The sequence below is a fragment of the Bacillus sp. FJAT-52991 genome (genome assembly GCF_037201805.1).
Taxonomy (GTDB): domain Bacteria; phylum Bacillota; class Bacilli; order Bacillales; family Domibacillaceae; genus Bacillus_CE; species Bacillus_CE kandeliae.
On record NZ_CP147404.1, the window covers coordinates 3,001,599 to 3,023,218 of the forward strand.

The following is a 21,620-nucleotide window of genomic DNA, read 5'->3' on the forward strand; positions in this document are numbered from 1 at the left end:
TTCCTCCTTTTTAAGTCAATGCCTTAGAGAAAGACTCCAGCATTTCACGACGATGATAAAAAATACCAGTACCGATTTTATCCTCTGTCCAAGTAATCGTTGGAAAATCTGAGTAAGATACATAACCACTCGCAAATGCTTCATTGCGGTTGCCTGAAGGATCGAAGAAATAAACCGTCTGCCCGCGAGTAATGCCGTGACGAGTAGGTGTCACCTCCACCGGCACTTCATTTTTTGTTAAAATATCAGCGGCTTTCAACACTTCATACCAGTTATCCACATAAAATCCAGCATGATGGAACTTCGCATCTGGTCCTTTCACAAAAGCGATATCATGCGCTTTATTCGTCGCCGCTAAGAAGCTGCCAAGCATCACTTCTCCATCAACAGTGACGATCTTCTCCGTTTGGTGAAAATCAAGCACTTCAGTAAAAAAGCGCGTCACCGATTCTAAATCATCACCTGTTAGTAGCGCATGATCGAGACGATGAGGGGCGATCCCTTTTAATCCATCTGGCCAAGGATGAGGATTGATGATCCCTGTTCCTGTACCGACTTGTTCGATCTCGGTATACAGCTCAACCATATGACCTGTCGGAATTTCAAAGCGAATTGCTTGTCCTTCCGCCAGTCGACTTTTGTCCGCTATCCGCGTCAGTTTGCAGCCAAATTGCTCAATTTTAAATTCCAGCTTCTCTAATTCATGAACATCCTTTACTTTAAATGCCATATGATCCATGCCAGCTGAATCTGATTTTTGTAAAATAATGCTGTGATGATCGTACTCATCCCATGCCTTTAAATAGACTCGGTCGCCATCGCGTCCCGTTTCTTGCAAGCCGATAATGTTGGTATAATATTTCACTGACTCCTCTAAATCCATCACTCGCAGTTCCAATCGTCCAATCCGCATAATGCCACTCATTTGTTAACCTCCTCCTTAATTTGTAATAAAGCTGCCTCACAGCATGCTTGATCTTCTTCCAGTGTTCCACCGCTTACACCAATGCCTCCAGCCAGCTCGTCGCCACAACGAACAGGATACCCTCCCCCAAACACAGTCAGCCGATTTGTATGAACGATGCCTGATTTTAACGATGGTTCATCTTTAATCAATTCGTACCATTCATGAGTAGGCAAACCGAATGCTGCAGCCGTATACGCTTTGTTCTGCGCAATATCCACACTCAACAACGGAGCGTGATCCATTCTCGTAAAAGCGATTAAATGTCCGCCGTTATCCACAATTGCCACGTTGACAGCGACCCGAAGCTCTTCTGCTTTATCCACAGCTGCTTCTAGCATTCTAGTCGCTAGTTCTCTAGATATTGTTTTTTGCTCAAGAAACATCTTTATGCCTCCTTACTAAACAAGTAGTTCCTCCCTCTCCCTAAACAAGCAGCGTTGCCATTCGACTGAGACATACTCTCTTGGCATCAAATCCGACTTTTCCACATCTGGCAAAAAAATTTGACCTGACTCTTTCGTCACAATAGCCTCTGTCAACAATTCTCCTTTTTTACTGTGGATAGTTACCTCATATCGCCCAGGGGAAGGAAGCATATAGTAAGACTTCATCAAAATAACGGTCCCAACAACTCGACCTTCCACACGGTACGCTTCTCCCAAGCAAGCAGAAATCTCTTCGACTGCTCCTGTACGGATTTTCTCACGAATCAAAGTGGAACTAATTTTCTCTCCATGACACACGACTTTTTCCACTTTCGTCACTTCAAGAAGGCCGCCAGAATCCATTTTCATCCGGTCCATATGCCCTTCGCCACGGCAGCCATAAGCATAATCGAAGCCTGCCACGGCATGAACAGCCCCAAGATCAAGCAAATATTTCTTCACAAACCTCTCTGGCGTCAAGGTAGCAAACGCCGGATCAAAAGGAACAATGTAACAAAGGTCCACCCCAAGTTCTTCAAAAATTCGTTGCTTTTCCGTGACCGGCATTAAATAATCTACTTCCTGTTTCCCTTTCGATAACACCGTTTTCGGATGTGGAAAAAAAGTCATCACAGCAAGCAATACACCCTTTTCGCGAGCGATTTTTCTTGCTTCACTAATCACTTGGCGATGACCAAGATGAACGCCATCAAAAAATCCGAGAGCAACGACGCAAGGCTCTGGTTGTCGTTGCAGCTCCCTTAGTTTTCGTGGCTCCAATTCAATGGCTTTCAAGCGGCTCCCTCCTTTAAGTGGTTGACACTTCCTCCAACAATGAACGGTAGCGGCTGCTAAAATAAATAAGCGGATCTCTTTCTTCTATTTCAACGGCCGTCGCTTTTCCAATAAATAACGTATGATCCCCTTCCACATGTTCTGCCGCCACTTCACATGTAATTTGTGCCACACTTCCGGCAAGCACCGGCTGCCCAGCGAGACGATCGAACGCCACCTCTTGCTTTTCCTTAATCTGGCCGGCAAAGATCATTGAAAGCTCCTGTTGATCAGCCGCTAATATATTCACCGTAAACTTCTGACTGTTTTTAATTTTTTCGAGCATTTGTGCTCTCTCACCGATAGAAATGACGACAAGCTTCGGATCAAGTGACACAGACATAAACGCATTCGCTGTCATGCCATGCACATCTCCATCTATTTCTGTTAAAATCACATTCACACCCGTGGCAAACTTGCCCATCGTATTTCGAAATTGCCGATCATCCACGTTCGTTCCCTCCTTCTACACTGTTCATATAGGAAAAAATAAGTTTATTTCACTGGCACTTTTTGATCTGTCTCTTTCCAAACAGAATTGGTCCAGCCATGTAAGTCATAATCAGCCAATGCACTATCAACAAATGATTTAAATTGATTCGCTGCCCCTGTTCCTTCGGCGTGTTTCAACGCTTCTAAACGAATGTTTTCATGATTCCCAGCATAGTTCACTTCATACAACTCATGACGGCCACCAAACTCGGTGCCAATCGCATCCCAAATCATTTTCATCAATTTCACACGTTCTTCGGCATTAATACCTGAGCCGCAATAATATTTATCTAGGTAAGGACGAAGCTCTGGACTTAAGAAATCTTTCGCACTCGATGGCAGCTGGATTAATCCGCCTGCGACCACTTGTTCAAAAATATTTTTCACTCGCACCCACGTCATCGGTGCCAATACACGATAGGAATTCGCATAGAAGCCATTTGGAATCGCGACACCATTTTGACCAAACTCCGGATCTGTCGCCATCGCTGTTGTCAGCCCCCAGAACATATTTCGAAGCGCAAGCACCTCGCCAATATTGGCCTGAACTCCTCTAAATTGCTTCGTTCCTGATGCTTCCGTTGCTTTTAATAACAAGCCGGCCATGAAATCGAGCTTGACTGCAAATCGAGTACAGCCGTGGAATGTAAAGCGGTTAAAAAATCCTGTCTGAACGAAAAAGTTATTCGTAATATCGATGTTTTTATACGCCAAAACGTCTTCCCACGGAATAAAGACATCATCAAGCACAATCACCGCATCATTCTCATCAAAGCGACTTGATAACGGATAATCGTAAGGTGAACCTGTTGTTGCTGCCTGTAATTCATACGATTGACGGCTAATCATTTTCACTCCAGGAGCATTCATCGGCACAAAGAAGATCAGGGCATGACTTTGATCCCCATCTCCTAAATCCATTGGTCCATAGTTTGAAACGAAATTATAATGCGTCAGCGCCGCCGCGGTTCCAACCATTTTCGCTCCGCTCACGACAATTCCATCATCCCGTTCCTTCACCGCACGAACAAAGACATCCTTATTTTCATGCAATGGCTTCGAGCGATCGACTTGTGGATTAATAATCGTGTGATTGACAAAGGGCACATCTTTCGTCGTTTTTTTGTACCAAGTCTTTGCGCTATTCTCGAATCCTTGGTAATATGTGGAGTAAGCATCTAAATGAGCAGTGAACGATGCCTTGTAATCAGGGGTGCGTCCCATAAATCCGTAGCTCAATCTAGCCCATTGAGCGATCGCATCCCTTGATTCCAATAAATCTTGCGCACTTTTTGGCGTCTTGAAGAACTTATGCGTTCGGTCACCATATTCCGTCTCCGTCGTCAAAATCTTCCCCATCTCCGGATCATGAAGAGCATCATACATGCGAGCAATCGAACGTGCTGAATTTCGATAAGCCGGATGCTCCGTCACATCAGCAATTCTCTCCCCATTCAAATACACAGCCCTGCCATCATTCAAGCTCTCTAAATACTCCTGACCATTTAACATCATTTTCACTCCTTTTTTGTAAACCCTTACATTATTGATTATTTTGAAATATCTAATAATATTTCTTGAGTAATATCTTACTTTCTGGAAAAGAAAGAGACAATGACATGAACTGTTAGAAAAAAAGAAGTTTTTAGCCATTATGTGTTAGAGGCCTAGTGAGTGCTGATAAAGTGAAACTTCAATCAGTGGGGGTTTTCTTCATCCCCCCTACATATCTGCGCTTCTTCTGCCATGTTGAGGTTGGGGTCTTGCAGCCCGTTAATGCGGGATAAATTTGTTTATAGACCGACAAAGTTGGGTAAAAACTGATTAAACCCATTTGCAAATCGATAAATTTCGACAAAGATACTGATCCATCTCTATTAAACACAAAAAAAAACGGCCCATTGGCCGCTACTTTTAAAGTCTATGTATTTCATCTTTATACATTTCTTGCATTCTTTCTATAATGACGTGCATAACTTGTTCTACTTTGCTGTCGTCTCGATGCCCTTCTTTAATTGCTTCTTGCATGAGCAACAATAACTGCTTCTGTTCTTGCACCATTTTAACTACCTCGATCATTGGTTTATTTATTTCACTTTACTAACAGCTATATCATACAACAAAGTTAGGAATCTTCCAAGAATTCATACTCAAACTTCCTTTTTTTGTAACAATTCATAAAATTTTATTTTTCATTTGACTTATATGATAAAAAATATTAAATTATAATTATTATTAAAAAGGAGTGATTGTTAATGAAGAGAGATTTTACGACAAATCAAGGGGTCCCTGTAGCAGATAATCAAAACTCCAAAACGGCCGGACGCCGAGGCTCTACTTTATTAGAAGACTATCAATTAATTGAAAAATTAGCTCACTTTGACCGCGAACGTATTCCTGAGCGGGTCGTTCACGCAAGAGGTGCAGGTGCACACGGGGTCTTTGTGGTGAAAAATAGCATGAAAAAATATACACGTGCAGCATTTTTACAAGAAGAAGGATTAGAGACGCCTGTATTTGCCCGCTTTTCCACTGTCATTCATGGACAGCATTCACCTGAAACGGCTCGTGACCCGCGTGGATTCTCTGTTAAATTTTATACAGAAGAAGGAAACTACGATTTTGTTGGGAATAATCTTCCTATCTTCTTTATTCGTGATGCGATTAAATTCCCGGATGTCATCCACTCCTTGAAGCCAGACCCTGTCACAAATATTCAACATCCTGAACGTTATTGGGACTTTATGTCACTATCACCAGAAACAACGAATATGCTTCTTCACCTATTCACAGACGAAGGCATTCCAGCAAGCTACCGCCATATGCGTGGATCAAGTGTTCATTCGTTCAAATGGTTTAATGAAGAAGGAAAAACCGTTTATGTCAAATTGCGTTGGCAGCCAAAGGAAGGTATTAAAAACCTTTCGATTGAAGAAGCAGCGAAAATTCAAGGAGAAGACTTTAACCATGCTACTCGCGACTTATATGAAGCGATTGAAAGTGGCAATTACCCAGAGTGGGATTTATATGTGCAAGTGCTAGACCCTGCTGATATGGATAAGTTTGACTTCGATCCACTAGATGCGACAAAAGATTGGTTAGAGGAAGATATTTCATGGGAGCTAGTTGGGACAATGACATTGAACAGAAATCCAGAGAATTTCTTCTCTGAAGTCGAATCTGTCAGCTTTAATCCAGGTGTCCTTGTACCGGGAATGCTGCCTTCTGAGGATAAATTGTTACAAGGTCGTCTATTCTCCTATTCTGATACGCAACGTCACAGATTAGGAGCTAACTATTTGCAATTAAATATCAACTCTCCGAAAAAGGAAGTTCATAATTATCAACGTGACGGCTATATGCCCATGAAACAGCAAACAAGTCGAATTAATTATGAGCCAAATAGTTATGAAGAAACACCGAAAGAAGTCAGCCAGTATCAAGAGCCGCTTCAACCGATGGAAGGAATGGCTGGGCGACAAGCGATTGAGAAAACGAATCATTTTGGGCAAGCAGGCCGCATTTATCGTAGCTATGACGAAGCAACTAAACAGGCTCTCATTAAAAATATTCTCAATGACTTCAAGCAAATTAAGAATCGCGACATCGTAGCGCGCGTAATTTCTCATTTTTATCAAGCAGATGAGCAACTAGGAAAAACATTAGCTGAACAAGCAAAAGTAGAACTTGCTATTCAAAAATAATGGCTAGAGGCAGGGGAAGAAAAGTTCCTCTGCCTTTTAAATTGTAAACTTTTTTAAAACGTTTCGATAAAAATTTAATAATTTTTTTCTTTTTTGACATTCTACTGACACATTGTTCCTATAGAGTATAATTATCAGGTAAAGATTTCTGCTTATCCGATATAGGAGGAATAATAAATGAAGAAAAAAACGATGTCTTATGTAATGAGCGGAGCCCTTTCCATTAGCATTTTAGGATCAGCACATACAGTTGCAGCGGCAGAAGGACCAGCGACTACCGTAACTAAGACGGAGGCTTCTTCTTTGAAGTATAAGGAAGGATTACAAATTAAAAAAATTAGAGATTTTTCAGAGATCATCCGTGAACAAGCCGAGGAATTTAGGATTGAACATAACGGGAAAGACTTTGAAACCGTAGCGAAAGAAGTCCGCGAAGCGAAATTAAAAAAGCAAGCGGAAGAGTACGGTATTTCTCATAAAAATAAAGATTATCAAACATTAATGAAAGAAGTTCGCCAAGCGCAGCAACAAGCAAAAGCTCAGCGCTAAGTGGTGTTTTTTAGAAGCTGTCTTATTGGCAGCTTCTTTATGTTTTTTTATATAATAGGCTGTATTAACGTGTAGTATTGACTTTCGTTTCATTCACTTTCAGCGTCCGCTGAAAGCGTGCAAAATAGCCATTTTGCATGAATGAGTCAAAAACACTCAAAATCCACATCATTGTTTAACAAAACTATACAATAAAGAAAAAAGGAGTGAGGCTGATGGTAGCAACGATTTTATTAGCAGAAGATGAACCGGCAATCAGCCAAGTATTAAAGGCTTATTTGCACAAAGGCGGTTTTCAAGTCACACAAGCATTTGATGGAGAAAAAGCGATCGAGCTGTTCCAAACGGAGCAACCGGCACTCGTTTTACTCGATGTGATGATGCCAAAAGCGGACGGATGGACCGTGTTAAAAACGATTCGAGAGTCCAGCTCTTGTCCCGTCATCATGTTAACGGCTCTTGGCGATGTCAATTACCGACTGTCCGGCTTAAACGGTGGCGCCGATGATTATATTACAAAGCCCTTTAACGGAGAAGAAGTCGTTGCACGAGTAAAAGCTGTCTTAAGAAGAACAGGCGAAGATACTCCTCCTTCTTCTGTAACAAGCTATGGGTGTTTAACCATCGACCGCACAGCTCATCGAGTGACAATTAAGGAGGAAGAAATCTCACTGCCTCCACGCGATTTATCAGTGTTGTTCTTCCTTGCATCTCAACCAAATCGCACCTTTACTCGCGAGCAACTAATTGAGCATGTATGGGGACAGGATTATGATGGCAGTGATCGAGCGGTTGATCTCTCCATTAAACGGCTTAGAAAATCATTACAGGACTGGCCGAAATCAGAAGGAGAAATTAAAACATTGCGAGGATTGGGGTATCAATTTTGTATTTATGAAAAAGACGAATAGAATTTCTTTACTTAAATATTGGACGACCCGCTACGTAGCCACATTAGTCCTCGGCTTAATTGTGGTCACTGTCCTTTCTGTTGCTTGGATTCAACATACCATTATAGATAATCGTTTAGAAATATCAGAGTTCATTGCCGAGGAACTGGCCAATCGCATTGCGGGTAGCCAACAGGGGAAGGACGCTCCTTCCATTAATAAAAATACATTAAAAAATCGCGACAAATTTCTACAGTCCGAACGTCCACCAGCCATTTATATTACGGACGCTACCGGTCGTGTACTGTCAACTAATCAATCAAGTGGTCCATACAGTTTAGAAAGCTTCCCGCGCTCTCTTCTCAAAGAAGATAAAGATGTGTTGAAGTATCCAACAGGTACGGATGACGCTCGCGTTTGGTTAATTAAGAAGCCAATTAAAGTGGATGATGTCGTATTTGGATGGGTCGTTATGTTACAGTCGGAAAACGAGGTCGGCAATGTAACTGAAGAGTACCGGTTATTAGCCATTTTAATTGTCAGTCTTGGGTTATTTGGTTGGGCGGCTATCTATATTTTGTCCCGCAGGCTGTCAAAACCGATTAGTCAAGTAGCGGAAGCTGCCAAGCAAATTCAAGAAGGAAATTACAACGTGCGTCTCCCTGAGCATACGAAAGAGCAAGAAGTATATGATTTAGTCTACTCATTTAAAGAAATGGCACAAAAGCTTCAGCAGCTAGAGGCTTTAAGAGCCGAACTTTTAGCTGGAGTCACCCATGAATTAAAGACCCCTGTCACTTCCATTAGTGGCTTGATTCAAGCAGTAAAGGATGGCGTTGTTACAGGCGATGAAGCAGAAGAGTTTTTAGACGTATCCTTAAAGGAAACAGCTAAAATGCAAAAAATGATCAATGATTTGCTCGAATTTAATTCCTTTACGGCCAACGCACTTCCTGTAACGATAGAAGAACATTCTGTCAATGAACTCATGACCGATGTTGTCCATCAATGGAAAATCGGGCAAGAATTAGAACATCTGACGCTCGATTTAACCCGGCTACAACAAGATCGCGTCATCTATACCGACTCTGTTCGACTGCAACAAATTATCATCAATTTACTGAACAATGCTAAACATGCCGTAGAAACAGAGGGCCGAATTGAAATCACATTGACAGAGCAAGAAGGTCACATGCTTTTTATTGAAGTCAAAGATAATGGTTCAGGCATCCCTGAAGCAGAACAAGAACTCATTTTTGAAAGGTTTTACCGAGGCGATAATAAAAAATATAAAGTGCGCGGCCTCGGTCTCGGTCTTCCCTTCAGCAAACTGTTGGCAAACACCCTTGATGGCGATTTAATCTTAAAGGAAAGCTCCAGCTTAGGCACAACGTTTCTTATACAATTGCCACTGGCTGACGAATAAAGTGAAACTTCAATCAGTGGGGGTTTTCTTCATCCCCCACTGATAAAAGAAGAACAAAGGCTAAAGTCGCAACGTCCTGTTGCAACGCCTTTGTAACCTGCATCCTGCAGCCCGTTAATGCGGGATAAAAACCAAAAACCAGTCACCGGTCGGTAACTGGTTTTTGGTTCGGATGTAGGTACTAGCGCCTTCCGCTTTTCTTGATCTAGCTACAGGCGCTAACGACTAGTTGACTTCCCCTCTCCTCCTTGCGATAAGTCAACATCGATTCACTATCGTTCATCGTGTTTCCTTTATCTCGTGCGGAGCGGTCCAGTCCATACGTCGCTGAACAGCGCCTTTCGCTTTTCTACTGTCCAGCTTCGACTCCTTGGGGCTCGAGTCAAATGCCAGTCTGACTGTATGGCTGAAGAACGCCATTTCGTCATTCTGTCATTTGCTTGTCGCCCCAGGTCAGTCGGCTCCGCTTTTCTTATGCTTGTGGTTCGAATGTTTTACAGTCGGTTTCTGTTGTGTCGGAGGCTTGTTTGCCTTTATGACTCACGACATAAATAGCATCTGCTGCACATTTATTGCCATTCGCCCAGTACGTACAGTTATTTACTTCACATAGAACATCTTTCGCCAAAGTATTCCACCCCCTTTACGCTTAGACTGTCCTTTTTTTGGTGAACTAATACTTCGTTGTTTGAAGAAGCCGGGAGAATCGCGCGACGGCCAGAAAATCCACAGCGCACTAAAAACAGAAAAAGAGGCGTTCCCGAATTTCAGGAACACCTCTTTTTTTATTATTTCAATCCTTCTGCTACTTCTTTCACCATAGCAGATACAGATCCTAAACCGCCACCAGATAGGTACCAGTAGTTTCCGTCTAAGTAAACAACGTTATCATTTTTCACTGCTTTTGTGTTTTTCATTAAGTCGTTTTCTACCACTTGTTCAGCAGAAGCTTTTCCGCCGATGACAGCTCCACGGTCGACTAAGAATAAGTAATCTGGATCTTTTTCTACAATGTATTCAAATGAGATTTTATCTCCATGATTGTCAACTTTAATATTTTTGTCTACAGGTGTCACACCTAACGCATCGTGGATGATACCAAAGCGAGAACCAGGGCCATAAGCACTCATTTCTCCTTCACTTGCTAATACGATTAAACCAGTTTTTCCAGACTTCGTTGCTTGATCTTTTACTGCTTGAACATCTTTGTCAATCTTCGCTAGCTCTGTTTTCACTTCGTCTTCTTTACCAAAAATTTCACCGACAATTTCTGTATTCTTCTTGAAAGAATTCATGTAGTCTGATTCATCTACACCTAAGTAAATAGTTGGTGCAATTTCAGTAAATTGATCATACATATCTGCTTGACGGCCTGAAATAATAATTAAATCTGGTTGCATAGCATGAATTTTTTCAAAATCTGGCTCTTTTAATCCACCAAGGTTTTCATATTTTTCATCTTCATATTTAGATAAGTAGCTTGGCACTGGGTCTTTCGGAAGTCCCGCTACTTCAATATCTAGTGTGTCCATCGTGCTTAATGTCCCGTAATCAAATACAGCCACTTTCTCTGGATTTTTCGGTACTTCTGTTTCACCTAATTCATGCGTAACAGTAATTGTTTCTGCTTCTTTCTTTGGTTCTTCCTTCTCTTTCTCTTCTTCTTTTGCTCCTGAACTACATGCTGCTGCGACGACAACGAACAGCATAGTCATCAATAATAGAGATAATTTTTTCCACATATGTCTACACTCCTATTTAAAATATATGCAAATTCTACAGTCATTTACGGTTTGAATCTTCATATCCATTTCATAAATATCCTTTAACACTTGCTGGTCCATCATCTCATCCACCGATCCTTGCTTGGCAATTTTGCCATCCTTTAAGGCCACGATATAGTCAGAATAGCAAGAGGCAAAATTGATATCATGAATCACAATGACAACGGTTTTTCCTAACTCATTCGTCAATCGTCTTAACACCTTCATGATTTGAACAGAATGCTTCATATCAAGATTATTCAGTGGTTCATCAAGCAATATGTACTCCGTATCTTGGGCAATGACCATCGCGATAAACGCACGCTGACGTTGCCCTCCACTTAATTGATCAAGATATTTATGTTGCATGCCTTCAAGTTCCATATAGCGAATCGCTTCATCGACATGCTGCCAGTCTTCTTTCTTTAACTTTCCTTGCGAATAAGGAAAACGACCAAAGGAAACGAGTTCCCGTACAGTTAGGCGTAAATTTAAGTGATTGGTTTGCTTTAAAATCGCAATTTTTTTGGCCAGTTCTTCACTTTTGGATTGACTCACTTCTTCTCCATCAATGAAAATGTCACCCTCATCTTTTGTAATCAGACGGCTAATCATTGATAATAGCGTACTTTTTCCCGCACCATTCGGCCCGATAAAAGAAGTAATCTTTCCTTTAGGAACATTGATAGATACTTGATCAATCACCGCTTTGCTTCCATATACTTTGGACACTTCCTGTACTTCTACCATTGTTTATTCTCCTTTAATAGTAAATAAATGAAATAAACTCCGCCGATAAAGTTAATGATGACACTTAACGTAGTACTAAAATGAAAGACACGCTCGACAATGAATTGACCGCCAACAAGGGCAATAATACTAATTAGGATCGAGCCTGCTAATAAGTAAGAATGCTTATATGTCTTAAACATCTCATACGCTAAGTTCACAACGAGCAGTCCTAAAAACGTAATAGGGCCGACGAGCGCGGTCGACACCGAAATTAAAACCGCAACGACAACAAGCAACCTTTTAACAACATAATCATAATCCACTCCAAGATTGATCGCATGTTCTTTCCCCAGCGATAACACATCGAGATATTTCATAAACCGGGCAAAATACACCGAAACGAGTACAATTAAAAGGACAGCTAACTTTAGTACATCCGTTTGCACATTGTTAAAGCTTGCAAACATCTTTCCTTGGATCATCATATACTCATTTGGATCAATGAGCACTTGCATGAACGTAGAAAAGCTGTCAAAGAATGTACCGAAAATTAAACCGATCAACAGCAAGAAATAAATATTGGTTCCATCTTTTTTAAACAAGATTTTGTACAGAATGCCTGAAAAGACAATCATTAGCACCACTGAAATCATAAAGTTCACTTGCTTATTAACAATCGTCAAGTTGGTGGAACCTAGCATAAAAATAAGAACGGTTTGAATGAGCATATATAACGAATCTAGCCCTAGAATGCTTGGGGTTAAAATTCGGTTATTCGTAATCGTTTGAAAGATTAACGTAGCAAAGGCGATCGCCGCTCCAGTCAATATAATCGCAAAAACTTTCAAGCCTCGCTTCGGTAAAGCGTAATCCCAATTGTACCCAAGATCCGTAAACAAAAAGGCGACAATGCATGCAACCGCGGTTACCGCGAGGATTAGTAATTTCTTTTTTTCACTCATAAGCTTTTCTCCTCATCAGCATATAAATAAAAATACCGCTACCGATCACGCCTACTGTCAACCCAATCGGAACCTCATATGGGTAAATAATCACTCGACCAAGAATATCGCAAAACAGAACGAACACTGCACCAAGCAATGCCGTATGGGCTAAGTTGTTCTTCAAATGATCTCCTTGATACATCGAGACAATATTAGGAACAACCAATCCTAAAAATGGAATGATACCGACTGTCAAAACGACTAAAGTGGTCATTAAGGCGACAATGGTCAGACCGATATTCACCGCCTGCTTATAATTCAACCCAAGGTTAACCGCAAATTCCTCGCCCATTCCTGCTAGAGTGAATTTATCAGCATAAATATAAGCGATAATTAACAGCGGAATACTTATGTACAGTAATTCATATCGCCCAGATGTCACCATTGAAAAATCACCTTGCAACCAAGCAGAAATATTTTGAATCAACCCATACTTGTAAGCAAAAAACGTCGTAATCGATCCTATAATACTCCCAAACATTAACCCAACTAGCGGAATAAAAATCGCATCTTTCATCTTAATTTTGTCTAGTATTTTCATAAATAGAAACGTACCAGCCATCGCAAAAACGAAAGCAACGATCATTTTTTCCAACATAGTAGCAGATGTAAAGATGATCATGGACACTAAGATTCCTAGTTTCGCAGAATCCATCGTTCCAGCGGTCGTCGGTGATACAAATTTATTACGACTCAATTGCTGCATAATTAACCCAGCAATACTTAAGCTCATTCCAGCAATAATAATACTCACTAGTCGCGGAACACGGCTTTTCCAAAAAATCAGCGTCTGTTCATTCGTTAAATTGAATAAGTCCAATGGAGAAATATTCGTGACTCCAATAAATAATGAAGCAATGGATAAAATAATAAGCGCGATGATTAAATATCTTTTTTTCATAACAATTGTAGTGACTCTCCTGCAGAGATTTTTTGGCTGTTCAAAAAAGAAAATGAAATTCATTATCAATAACGGATAAAAAAATAACACCTCTCGGCACAAATACTTGTTGCAACAAGTATTTGCTCAGAAAAATGATTCGGCTTTTTTCCATTTTTTTAAATTATTTCAAGTTGGCTCTTACTTGATCTAGCACCTTTAAACAAATGGCAAACTCTTCAGCATCGACTTCAAAAGAAGCCTCAGCGATCGTTTGCTTAGCCAGCATAGTATAGCTCTGTTTCAGCTGTTGCCCATGCTCCGTTAAATAAATTAAATTGATGCGGCGATCGTTCGGATGGGCTCTACGTTCTACTAAATCACGCTTGATCAGATTATCAATTAGACGCGACACACTCGGCTCATCTCTTTCATTCAATATAGCCAATGCATGCTGCGTTTGCCCGTCCTTCTCATACAGCCGGCTTAAAATTTGCCATTGCTCATGAGTTAACGAAAAACCATTCTCTTTAAAGTGACGGTTCAGCCTATTTGTCATTAAACGAGATGCCTGAAAAAGCTTGTAGCCAAGAGAATCCTCTAACCGATACTCTTTCTTCTCCATCATCGCTTTCTCCTTTGACAGCTATCCGTCTCACATTGTACAGAAATATACTTGTTTATGCAAGTATCTACAAAAGAAAAAAATATAAGAAATGCAAAATTTAACCAAAATTACTCATCTATACGAAACACCTCTGTCCTCCTCCTTCGAAATAAATGAAATTCATTCTCAAATAACATTATAAATGATAACAATTATCAATGTCAACAGTTGGTTACTATTCTTTTTTTCGGAAATAATTGAAGCTTAATATTTTCCAAAAGAAACACAGTGGCGTATGATTAGAAGAAAAGCGGAAGGACCCGTTTAGCGACGTATGAACTGGAGCAATCCGTACGAGATAAAGGAAAATGAAATGCGAAGCCAACTCGTTCAGCCGCGACAAGCATAAGACAAACATTCGGAGGAAGGTGTTTTTTTCCTTCCGCAGGAGGTTTGTCTTATGACCTCGAGCGGCTAGTTGGCGGAGCTAGACAACACGATGAACGACAGTGAATCGATGTTGACTTATCGCAAGGAGGATTGTGGAAGTACACTAGTCGCTGGGGCCTGTAGCTAGACACTAGAAAAGCTGAAGGTCCCGTTTATGGTGGAAGAAATCTTGGCAAAGTCTAAGAACTCTTGCTTATCAGCAAAGAAAATCAAACAATACTTGATTAGAAAGAAGATCGGAGGAATCTCATGATGAACAAAATCGCTTCCTTCCTTGTTCGCGCCCATAAATGGATGCTCGCGCTATGGCTCATTTTTTTCGTAGTGATGGGTTATTTCGCTGTTCAACTGCCTTCTTTGCTTGAAGGCGATGGGTTTAGGACAGATGGAGACTTTGAACAAGTCCAAAAGGAATTAACTAAGACGTTTCAGTTTCCAGAATCCACTTTACTAATTTTATTTGAGAAACAAACGAACGATTCGGATGCTGAATTTCGAACAAACATCAACGATACACTAACTACCCTTGATAAACAAACGACTACAACGATGATCCAATCACCGTTAAAAGACGCTGCACTGATGAAATCGGATATGGCTTATGCCGTCCTCCATTTTGATGAAAAGCAGGAAGATATGTCGGATGCGATTCAAGAAGTTAAAAAAATAACTGACGATACGGCGGGTGTAACGGTAACAGGCTCTCCTGTTCTATCAGAAGATATTAATCAAGCCAGTCAAGATGATTTAAAACGAGCAGAATTAATTGGGCTTCCGGTTGCTTTACTCGTTTTACTGTTTGCCTTTGGAACCGTTGTAGCTTCTCTGTTGCCGCTTATTATCGGCGCCATTACCGTTATTATTAGCTTCGGTTTGTTAACATTTATCGGAAAAGACATTAATTTATCGATTTTTATTTTAAATATTACACCGATGATTGGGCTGGCGCTTTCAATTGATTTTTCTCTATTATTCATTAATCGTTATAAAGAAGAGCTAGAGAAGCAGGCAAAAGCTGAAGCCATCATCACCACGATTCAAACAGCGGGTCGCTCGATTATTTTTTCCGCAGTTTGTGTCTTTATCGGACTTGGAGCCATGCTTGTCATTGACATAGACATTTTCAAAAACGTAGCGATCGGAGGCATGGTAGTGATTGCCATTGCTGTGCTCGGATCATTAACTTTGCTTCCGGCGATGCTGTATGTGCTTGGTGATCGAATTCATAAGTGGCGCATTGTTCGTACCAACCGCGATAGCCGTGCTCGTTGGCGTACATTTGCAGGTGCTGTGATGAAGCATCCTGTTTTGATTACACTTGTAGCAGTAGCGATTTTAATCATCGGAATGCTGCCTGTTCAGCATATGCAATTAGCGATTCCGACCGCTGATTCGTTGCCAAAACATTTCGAGTCGCGCATCGCTTATGAGAAAATTGAAGAGACCTTTATGCAAGAAAACAAAAGTACCATTTATGCAATAGCTGAGCGTCCAGATGGTTGGCTAAATGAAGCTGGGCTGCAAGAAATGAAAAAATTGCAAGACTCTTTTAGCCGTGAAAAAGAAGTAACTGAAATTGATACATTATTTGCTGCAAGTAACATCGAAGAGCCCGCGAAACTAGCGGCTGCACTCGAACAACCGCAAATGCGTAAGCAGCTTGAACCAGCGATTGAACCATTTGTTCAAGGGGAAAAATTGCTGATCCCTGTTCATCTCAATGTTGAGGCGAGCTCAAATGAAGCGCAAACGCTCGCTCGCACTTGGAGTGAAAAAGATTGGCCCGTCGATATTCAATTTGGCGGTCAGCCGAAGTTTAACCAAGAAATCTATGATGAAATTTACGACAAAATCGGACTGGCGGTCGCCATCATTTTAATCTCGACCTTTATTATTTTAATGCTTGCTTTCCGCTCCATCATCATTCCGTTAAAAGCGATCATCATGAATGTCGTTGGTTTAACATCCACATTCGGAATTCTTGTATGGATCTTTCAAGAAGGACACTTCGGATTGCCGGAAATGGATCTTGCCTTAATTGTACCAGTGCTTGTATTTAGCCTTGTATTTGGCTTAAGCATGGACTATGAAGTGTTTTTAATTTCACGTATTCGCGAGTTCTATTTAAAAACAGAGGATAATACCGAGGCAACAGTAGAAGGACTTGCGAACACAAGTAAAGTCATTACTGCCGCTGCCCTCATTATGATTGTCATCACCGGTGCCTTTGCTTTCACTGGCGTTGCCCCTGTCAAACAAATTGGCGTCGGCATTGCCATTGCCATTGCGATTGACGCGACGATTATCCGTTTGCTGCTCGTTCCAAGCCTAATGAAGCTGTTAGGTGATTGGAATTGGTGGTATCCGTTTGGGAAGAAGAAAAGAAAAACAGAAGATACTCGACCAGCTCAATAATATAAAACAAAAAAAAGATCATCATCCACTTATCAAAAAGTAGATGGTGATCTTTTTTTGTTTATACAGTTGACATATATAGTCTGACTGTATAAAATAAGACTATACAGTTGAACGATATAGTGAGGGAAAAATATGAATAGACATAAATTATTGCCATTAACAGAAACAATGAGTTACATTATGCTGGCATTACAGGAACCGGCACACGGCTATGTCATTATGCAAAAGGTAGAGGAAATGAGTAACGGTGAGGTACGCATTGCAGCCGGAACTTTATACGGTGCGATTGACAATTTAATAAAGCATGAATTGATTGAACGTGTCGAAACCGAAGAGGCTCGAAGAAAAGTCTATGTTCTAACTGGTACAGGGAGAGAAATTTTAAAGCTTGATATGCAAAGAATGCAACATATCATCAGCGTTTATAAAGGGGAAAATGTAAATGAAGACATTTAAATGGTTTTTAGATATCCGTAAAGAAGAGGCTTGGCTTAATGATCAACTGAACAAGGGTTATGAATTGGTGAAAAGAGGTTCCTTAGGCTATTATCAATTCCAGAAAACAACAGAGACGAATCAGGTCATTAAATTAGACTTTCAAAAATATATGAAAAAGGAAAATTTAAATACATACGTCGATTTATATGAAGAGTTTGGCTGGAAACATGTTGCCGGTAGCAGATTTAGTTCTGTTCATTATTGGATCAAGGAACAGGATGGTCATGATGAATTGTTCTCAGATGCACCATCAACGGGAGCGATGCTACAGCGAATGGCTAGCTATTACTTTATGATGTTTGCCGTATTGTTGATCTTCATTCCTTCAGGAGATGGAAAACTAATCTATTTGAATCCAAAAGATGCCTACTTAACACCTGGATTATGGGAAAAACAAGGTAGCCAATTTGTTCAATCCTTTTTATTTGAAACTCCTTTTGCTTTCATGCGTTTCGGTTCTATTTGGCTGTTAATCATCATGACATTATTCTTTGCAATCAAATATACAAAGTGTAAAAAACAAGCAAAAGCATTTGCTGAATAAAACAAACCAGCCCAAGGGCTGGTTTGACTATTTTCTGCGGTGATTCTTTTTACTAGAAGAACGGCTATTTTTGACAACCGGCAAGTCGCCCAGTTCTACTTCTTTTCGCTCCAATTTACGGCCAAGCCCTTTTTCAAGGGCATTCAATAAGTCTTTGTCTTTCAGTGCCGCAAAGGTATAGGCCGCTCCTTCTTCCCCGGCTCGCCCTGTTCGCCCGATGCGATGAACATAGCTCTCTACATCTTGCGGAATATCATAGTTAAATACGTGAGTCACTCCTTCAACATCCAGCCCGCGAGCCGCTACATCCGTCGCCGCCAGCAAATGAAGCTCACAATCGCGGAATCGTTTCATCACTCGTTCCCGCTTCGCTTGAGATAAATCACCATGTAACTCATCAATGTTATAGCCTTTCGCTTTCATTTCATCGCAAAGCTTGCTAACTCTTCGCTTCGTTCGGCAAAAAATAATGCCTAAAAACGGCTGGGCTTCGTCAATCGTTTGGCAAAGCGCCTGTTGTTTACGGCGATCCGTCGTTTCAATCACATACTGACTTATTTTTTCAACGGTCATCTCTTTACTCTGCACTTGGATCGAACGCGGCTCGCGCATATAGCGTTTCGCCAATTGCCGAACTTCCTTTGGCATCGTCGCTGAAAATAAAGCGGTTTGTCTAGTGAAAGGCGTTTCGCGAATGATCGATTCCACCTCATCTAAAAAGCCAATGTGCAACATTTGATCCGCTTCATCCAAAATTAATGTCGTCACATCCGTTAAATCTACTGTTCCTCGACGAATATGATCTAACAGCCGTCCAGGCGTTCCCACCACAATATGTATGTGTTGATTGAGCCGTTTAATTTGTTGGTCGACATCTTGTCCACCATAGACAGCTAATACATTCAAGTCTTCTTCTTTCGTTAGCTGCTGCAATTCATTCGTAATTTGCAAGGCCAGTTCTCTCGTTGGCGTCACAATTAACGCTTGGATAAAACTTTTTTCCGTATCTATTTTTTCAAGCATCGGGAGTAAAAAAGCAAATGTTTTTCCCGTACCTGTTTTGGCTTGGGCGATGACATCGTTCCCGTCTAATAAAAGCGGAATCGCTTCTTGCTGAATCGGTGTTGGTTCCGTTACGCTTTGGTCGCTAAGCTTTTTCGCCCAGCGCTCGTTTATGCCTAAATTGATAAATGTATTCATTAGTTCACCTCTTTTCTCATTATACCAGTAAACAGAAACGCCATCCTCGTAAAAGGACAGCGTTTCTGTTTTTTTAATGAGTGGTTGGGTTGCCTTGAGGATTCCCTTGAGCAGGGACAAAGGCTTGAGCCATTTGCTGCATATCCTGCTGGGAATATTGCGGCACTTGATAGTAATGATGCTTATTTTGATAAATGGAAAGTTCATACGCCATTTCAATGCAGTTAGGCACAGAATCCGCAAGTACGCGGCGAACGACAGGATTGGTCACTTCACAAGCAGCCATCGCTTTTGCCGCAGCCGAAGCTTTCACCGTTCCAAGCATCAATCCTGACACGTTCTCATCACTAATTTCTGAAATAGACTGTATCGGCTTCTTCGGTTGGGTTGGCGTAAGTCCATAGATAAAATCATTATCCTGTGTCATCTTATAGCTCTGCGTCGGAACAGCGGGATCTTGACCCGAACGAAAACAATCGACCGTCGTGTTATACTCCTGCTGCATAAATTGGCATTGTCGATCTAAAATACCAAGCAGCTCCTGATCCTTGACATACTGTCTCAGCATTGTGTACTGATTCATCGCTCCGATCGAGCCCGATAACACTTCATGAACATCCATCACTTCATGACCACCATGATTCAATTGTGGAGGCACAGCCCCTGTTTGCATATTTTGATGAGTTTGCCCACTTTGGAATTGCATTGATTCATCCCCCTCTTCATTGATAGCCGTACCCTGCTAGTATGTGTACGAACGATGGTATTATGCAGGACGATATAATTAATTTTCCACATAAAAAATAGCCCCCCAAAAACACAGTTTTAGGAAGCTAATCAATTAAAGTGATGGACCAACATTTTATAGCGATAACTTGACACCTTTTTTGTAATATTCGTCCATTGTTTCTGCAGGAACCATACTTCCGCCGGTTGCCCAAATAAGGTGTACAGCATTTTTCATTTTGTCTTTCAAGTGATGCTGTTGTACATATTCTTTTCCTTGTTGCTCAGTCGATAATTTTACCGGTCCTATTACACCTGCTAATGCGGAAGGTTCAAGGTAAATATTTTCTGTATCGGCCAATGCGGTTAATAGCTTAAATAATTCATTATCACTTACGGTATAACTTCCGCTTAATAAAGGCTCGATCGTTTGACCAACGAATCGTGATGGCCTGCCGACCGCAAGACCATCTGCGGCTGTGATGTTATCAATTCCAAACTCTTGTACTGAAACTTGATCATGTAACCCTGTTACTAGTCCCAATAACATACATGGAGAATGTGTGGGTTCGGCAAAGAAGCAATGTCCTTGATCTTGATACATCAGCTTTAAACCAAAGGCCACACCCCCCGGTCCGCCACCTACGCCACATGGAAGGTACACAAACAGTGGATGGTCTTCATCTACTGTTACATTTAAATCTTCTAATTGTTTTTTTAATCGAATGGCTGCCACGGCATAGCCTAAAAATAAATCACGAGAGTTTTCGTCATCAATAAAGTAACAATTGGGTTCGCTCTGCGCCTGCTTTCGTCCCTCTTCGACCGCTTTACTGTAATCTTCCTTATATTCAACAATCATTACTCCCTTGCTTTTCAGAAGATCTTTTTTCCATTTTTTCGCATCAGCAGACATATGGACCGTTACTTTAAAACCTAATTGGGCACTCATGATCCCGATACTTAACCCTAAATTGCCTGTAGAACCTACTGCAATTGAATATTGTGAAAAGAAATTTCTACACTTTTCACTATCAAGGATTGAATAATCGTCATTTTCGGTCAACAAACCATGTTTAAGCGCCAATGTTTCTGCGTGTTTCAGTACTTCGTAAATGCCTCCGCGTGCTTTAATAGAGCCTGAAATGGGAAGATGGCTATCGCATTTCAACAAAAATCTTCCTTCTAATGGATGCTCATACATATGTGATAACTTTTGATGCATAGCTGAGATGGGTACAACGGGAGATTCAATCATTCCGTTTAATTCTCTCGTTTCTGGAAACACTTTGGCAATGTAAGGAGCAAAACGTTTTAATCTTTCCTCGGCATCTTTTACATCATTCTCATTAAGTGATAGTTGTTTGAATCCCGTTTGAAACGATTGATATTTAGGATTTGACCAAAATACTTCCTTTGTAGCCACTAACTCATTTAGTAAAGGATATTTTTCTATCCAGTCTTGAATGATTTTCATCGCTCTTTCCCTCCTCAGGCATCTATTTCTACTT

At 40.9% G+C, this 21,620-nt stretch carries 22 protein-coding genes; 7 read left to right on the forward strand and 15 right to left on the reverse strand.

The genetic code is table 11. From position 1 onward, the window contains the following. Window positions 1-10 precede the first annotated feature (10 nt). The 6 genes from WDJ61_RS15480 to WDJ61_RS15505 form a co-directional block, all read right to left on the reverse strand. Complete coding sequence (locus WDJ61_RS15480; protein WP_338751288.1) at window positions 11-925, reverse strand: catechol 2,3-dioxygenase; 915 nt, start codon at window positions 923-925, stop codon at window positions 11-13. Further along, window positions 922-1,350: a heme-binding protein gene (locus WDJ61_RS15485; RefSeq protein ID WP_338751290.1), complete on the reverse strand. Its 429-nt coding sequence runs from the start codon at window positions 1,348-1,350 to the stop codon at window positions 922-924. The genes WDJ61_RS15480 and WDJ61_RS15485 overlap by 4 nt, the downstream gene beginning before the upstream one ends. Window positions 1,351-1,365: 15 nt before the next feature. Next, window positions 1,366-2,187, reverse strand: a complete 822-nt coding sequence (locus tag WDJ61_RS15490) for an FAD synthetase family protein (RefSeq protein ID WP_338751292.1) — start codon at window positions 2,185-2,187, stop codon at window positions 1,366-1,368. Between the two features lie 13 nt (window positions 2,188-2,200). Beyond that, the gene (locus WDJ61_RS15495) at window positions 2,201-2,677 is read right to left on the reverse strand and encodes a flavin reductase family protein (RefSeq protein ID WP_338751294.1); all 477 of its coding nucleotides are present in this window, start codon (window positions 2,675-2,677) and stop codon (window positions 2,201-2,203) included. 44 nt (window positions 2,678-2,721) lie between these two features. Further along, window positions 2,722-4,230, reverse strand: a complete 1,509-nt coding sequence (locus tag WDJ61_RS15500; protein WP_338751296.1) for a 4-hydroxyphenylacetate 3-hydroxylase family protein — start codon at window positions 4,228-4,230, stop codon at window positions 2,722-2,724. Between the two features lie 402 nt (window positions 4,231-4,632). Continuing rightward, window positions 4,633-4,779 (reverse strand): hypothetical protein, encoded by a 147-nt coding sequence (locus tag WDJ61_RS15505; protein WP_338751298.1) that lies wholly within the window; start codon window positions 4,777-4,779, stop codon window positions 4,633-4,635. A 194-nt stretch (window positions 4,780-4,973) separates the two neighbouring features. Between WDJ61_RS15505 and WDJ61_RS15510 the strand changes: the two genes are divergently transcribed. The 4 genes from WDJ61_RS15510 to WDJ61_RS15525 all read left to right on the forward strand — a co-directional run bounded on the left by WDJ61_RS15510 (window position 4,974) and on the right by WDJ61_RS15525 (window position 9,287). Continuing rightward, complete coding sequence (locus WDJ61_RS15510; RefSeq protein WP_338751300.1) at window positions 4,974-6,422, forward strand: catalase; 1,449 nt, start codon at window positions 4,974-4,976, stop codon at window positions 6,420-6,422. A 177-nt stretch (window positions 6,423-6,599) separates the two neighbouring features. After that, window positions 6,600-6,971 (forward strand): hypothetical protein, encoded by a 372-nt coding sequence (locus WDJ61_RS15515; protein WP_338751302.1) that lies wholly within the window; start codon window positions 6,600-6,602, stop codon window positions 6,969-6,971. 215 nt (window positions 6,972-7,186) lie between these two features. Next, a complete protein-coding gene (locus WDJ61_RS15520; RefSeq protein ID WP_338751304.1) occupies window positions 7,187-7,882 on the forward strand; it encodes a response regulator transcription factor in 696 nt (231 codons plus the stop codon). Further along, window positions 7,866-9,287, forward strand: coding sequence for a HAMP domain-containing sensor histidine kinase (locus WDJ61_RS15525; protein WP_338751306.1), 1,422 nt, complete (start codon window positions 7,866-7,868; stop codon window positions 9,285-9,287). The genes WDJ61_RS15520 and WDJ61_RS15525 overlap by 17 nt, the downstream gene beginning before the upstream one ends. Before the next feature lie 472 nt (window positions 9,288-9,759). Here the strand turns inward: WDJ61_RS15525 and WDJ61_RS15530 are convergent, their stop codons facing one another. The 6 genes from WDJ61_RS15530 to WDJ61_RS15555 all read right to left on the reverse strand — a co-directional run bounded on the left by WDJ61_RS15530 (window position 9,760) and on the right by WDJ61_RS15555 (window position 14,291). Continuing rightward, complete coding sequence (locus tag WDJ61_RS15530; RefSeq protein ID WP_338751308.1) at window positions 9,760-9,915, reverse strand: DUF1540 domain-containing protein; 156 nt, start codon at window positions 9,913-9,915, stop codon at window positions 9,760-9,762. A gap of 160 nt (window positions 9,916-10,075) precedes the next feature. Next, window positions 10,076-11,029 (reverse strand): siderophore ABC transporter substrate-binding protein, encoded by a 954-nt coding sequence (locus WDJ61_RS15535; RefSeq protein ID WP_338751310.1) that lies wholly within the window; start codon window positions 11,027-11,029, stop codon window positions 10,076-10,078. A gap of 12 nt (window positions 11,030-11,041) precedes the next feature. Beyond that, a complete protein-coding gene (locus WDJ61_RS15540; RefSeq protein ID WP_338751312.1) occupies window positions 11,042-11,800 on the reverse strand; it encodes an ABC transporter ATP-binding protein in 759 nt (252 codons plus the stop codon). Then, window positions 11,794-12,744: an iron chelate uptake ABC transporter family permease subunit gene (locus tag WDJ61_RS15545; RefSeq protein ID WP_338751314.1), complete on the reverse strand. Its 951-nt coding sequence runs from the start codon at window positions 12,742-12,744 to the stop codon at window positions 11,794-11,796. Before WDJ61_RS15545 ends, WDJ61_RS15540 begins: the two co-directional genes overlap by 7 nt. After that, on the reverse strand, window positions 12,737-13,687 hold the full coding sequence (locus WDJ61_RS15550) for an ABC transporter permease (protein WP_338751316.1): 951 nt from the start codon (window positions 13,685-13,687) through the stop codon (window positions 12,737-12,739). The genes WDJ61_RS15545 and WDJ61_RS15550 overlap by 8 nt, the downstream gene beginning before the upstream one ends. A gap of 163 nt (window positions 13,688-13,850) precedes the next feature. Continuing rightward, the gene (locus WDJ61_RS15555; protein ID WP_338751318.1) at window positions 13,851-14,291 is read right to left on the reverse strand and encodes a MarR family winged helix-turn-helix transcriptional regulator; all 441 of its coding nucleotides are present in this window, start codon (window positions 14,289-14,291) and stop codon (window positions 13,851-13,853) included. Between the two features lie 681 nt (window positions 14,292-14,972). On the opposite strand from WDJ61_RS15555, the gene WDJ61_RS15560 reads away from it, so the two are divergent. The 3 genes from WDJ61_RS15560 to WDJ61_RS15570 all read left to right on the forward strand — a co-directional run bounded on the left by WDJ61_RS15560 (window position 14,973) and on the right by WDJ61_RS15570 (window position 18,183). After that, window positions 14,973-17,138 carry an MMPL family transporter gene (locus WDJ61_RS15560; RefSeq protein WP_413789025.1) on the forward strand — a complete coding sequence of 722 codons (2,166 nt, stop codon included), beginning with the start codon at window positions 14,973-14,975 and terminating at the stop codon, window positions 17,136-17,138. A gap of 135 nt (window positions 17,139-17,273) precedes the next feature. After that, window positions 17,274-17,597: a PadR family transcriptional regulator gene (locus WDJ61_RS15565; protein WP_338751320.1), complete on the forward strand. Its 324-nt coding sequence runs from the start codon at window positions 17,274-17,276 to the stop codon at window positions 17,595-17,597. Next, window positions 17,584-18,183 (forward strand): DUF2812 domain-containing protein, encoded by a 600-nt coding sequence (locus WDJ61_RS15570; protein ID WP_338751323.1) that lies wholly within the window; start codon window positions 17,584-17,586, stop codon window positions 18,181-18,183. Before WDJ61_RS15565 ends, WDJ61_RS15570 begins: the two co-directional genes overlap by 14 nt. Before the next feature lie 27 nt (window positions 18,184-18,210). Here WDJ61_RS15570 and WDJ61_RS15575 read toward each other — a convergent pair whose 3' ends face one another. The 3 genes from WDJ61_RS15575 to WDJ61_RS15585 all read right to left on the reverse strand — a co-directional run bounded on the left by WDJ61_RS15575 (window position 18,211) and on the right by WDJ61_RS15585 (window position 21,586). Beyond that, entirely contained in the window at window positions 18,211-19,383 is a 1,173-nt protein-coding gene (locus tag WDJ61_RS15575; RefSeq protein WP_338751325.1) for a DEAD/DEAH box helicase, read from the reverse strand. Window positions 19,384-19,456: 73 nt separating this feature from the next. Beyond that, window positions 19,457-20,089 (reverse strand): spore coat protein, encoded by a 633-nt coding sequence (locus WDJ61_RS15580; RefSeq protein ID WP_338751327.1) that lies wholly within the window; start codon window positions 20,087-20,089, stop codon window positions 19,457-19,459. A gap of 156 nt (window positions 20,090-20,245) precedes the next feature. Then, complete coding sequence (locus WDJ61_RS15585) at window positions 20,246-21,586, reverse strand: D-serine ammonia-lyase (protein ID WP_338751329.1); 1,341 nt, start codon at window positions 21,584-21,586, stop codon at window positions 20,246-20,248. Window positions 21,587-21,620: the final 34 nt, after the last annotated feature.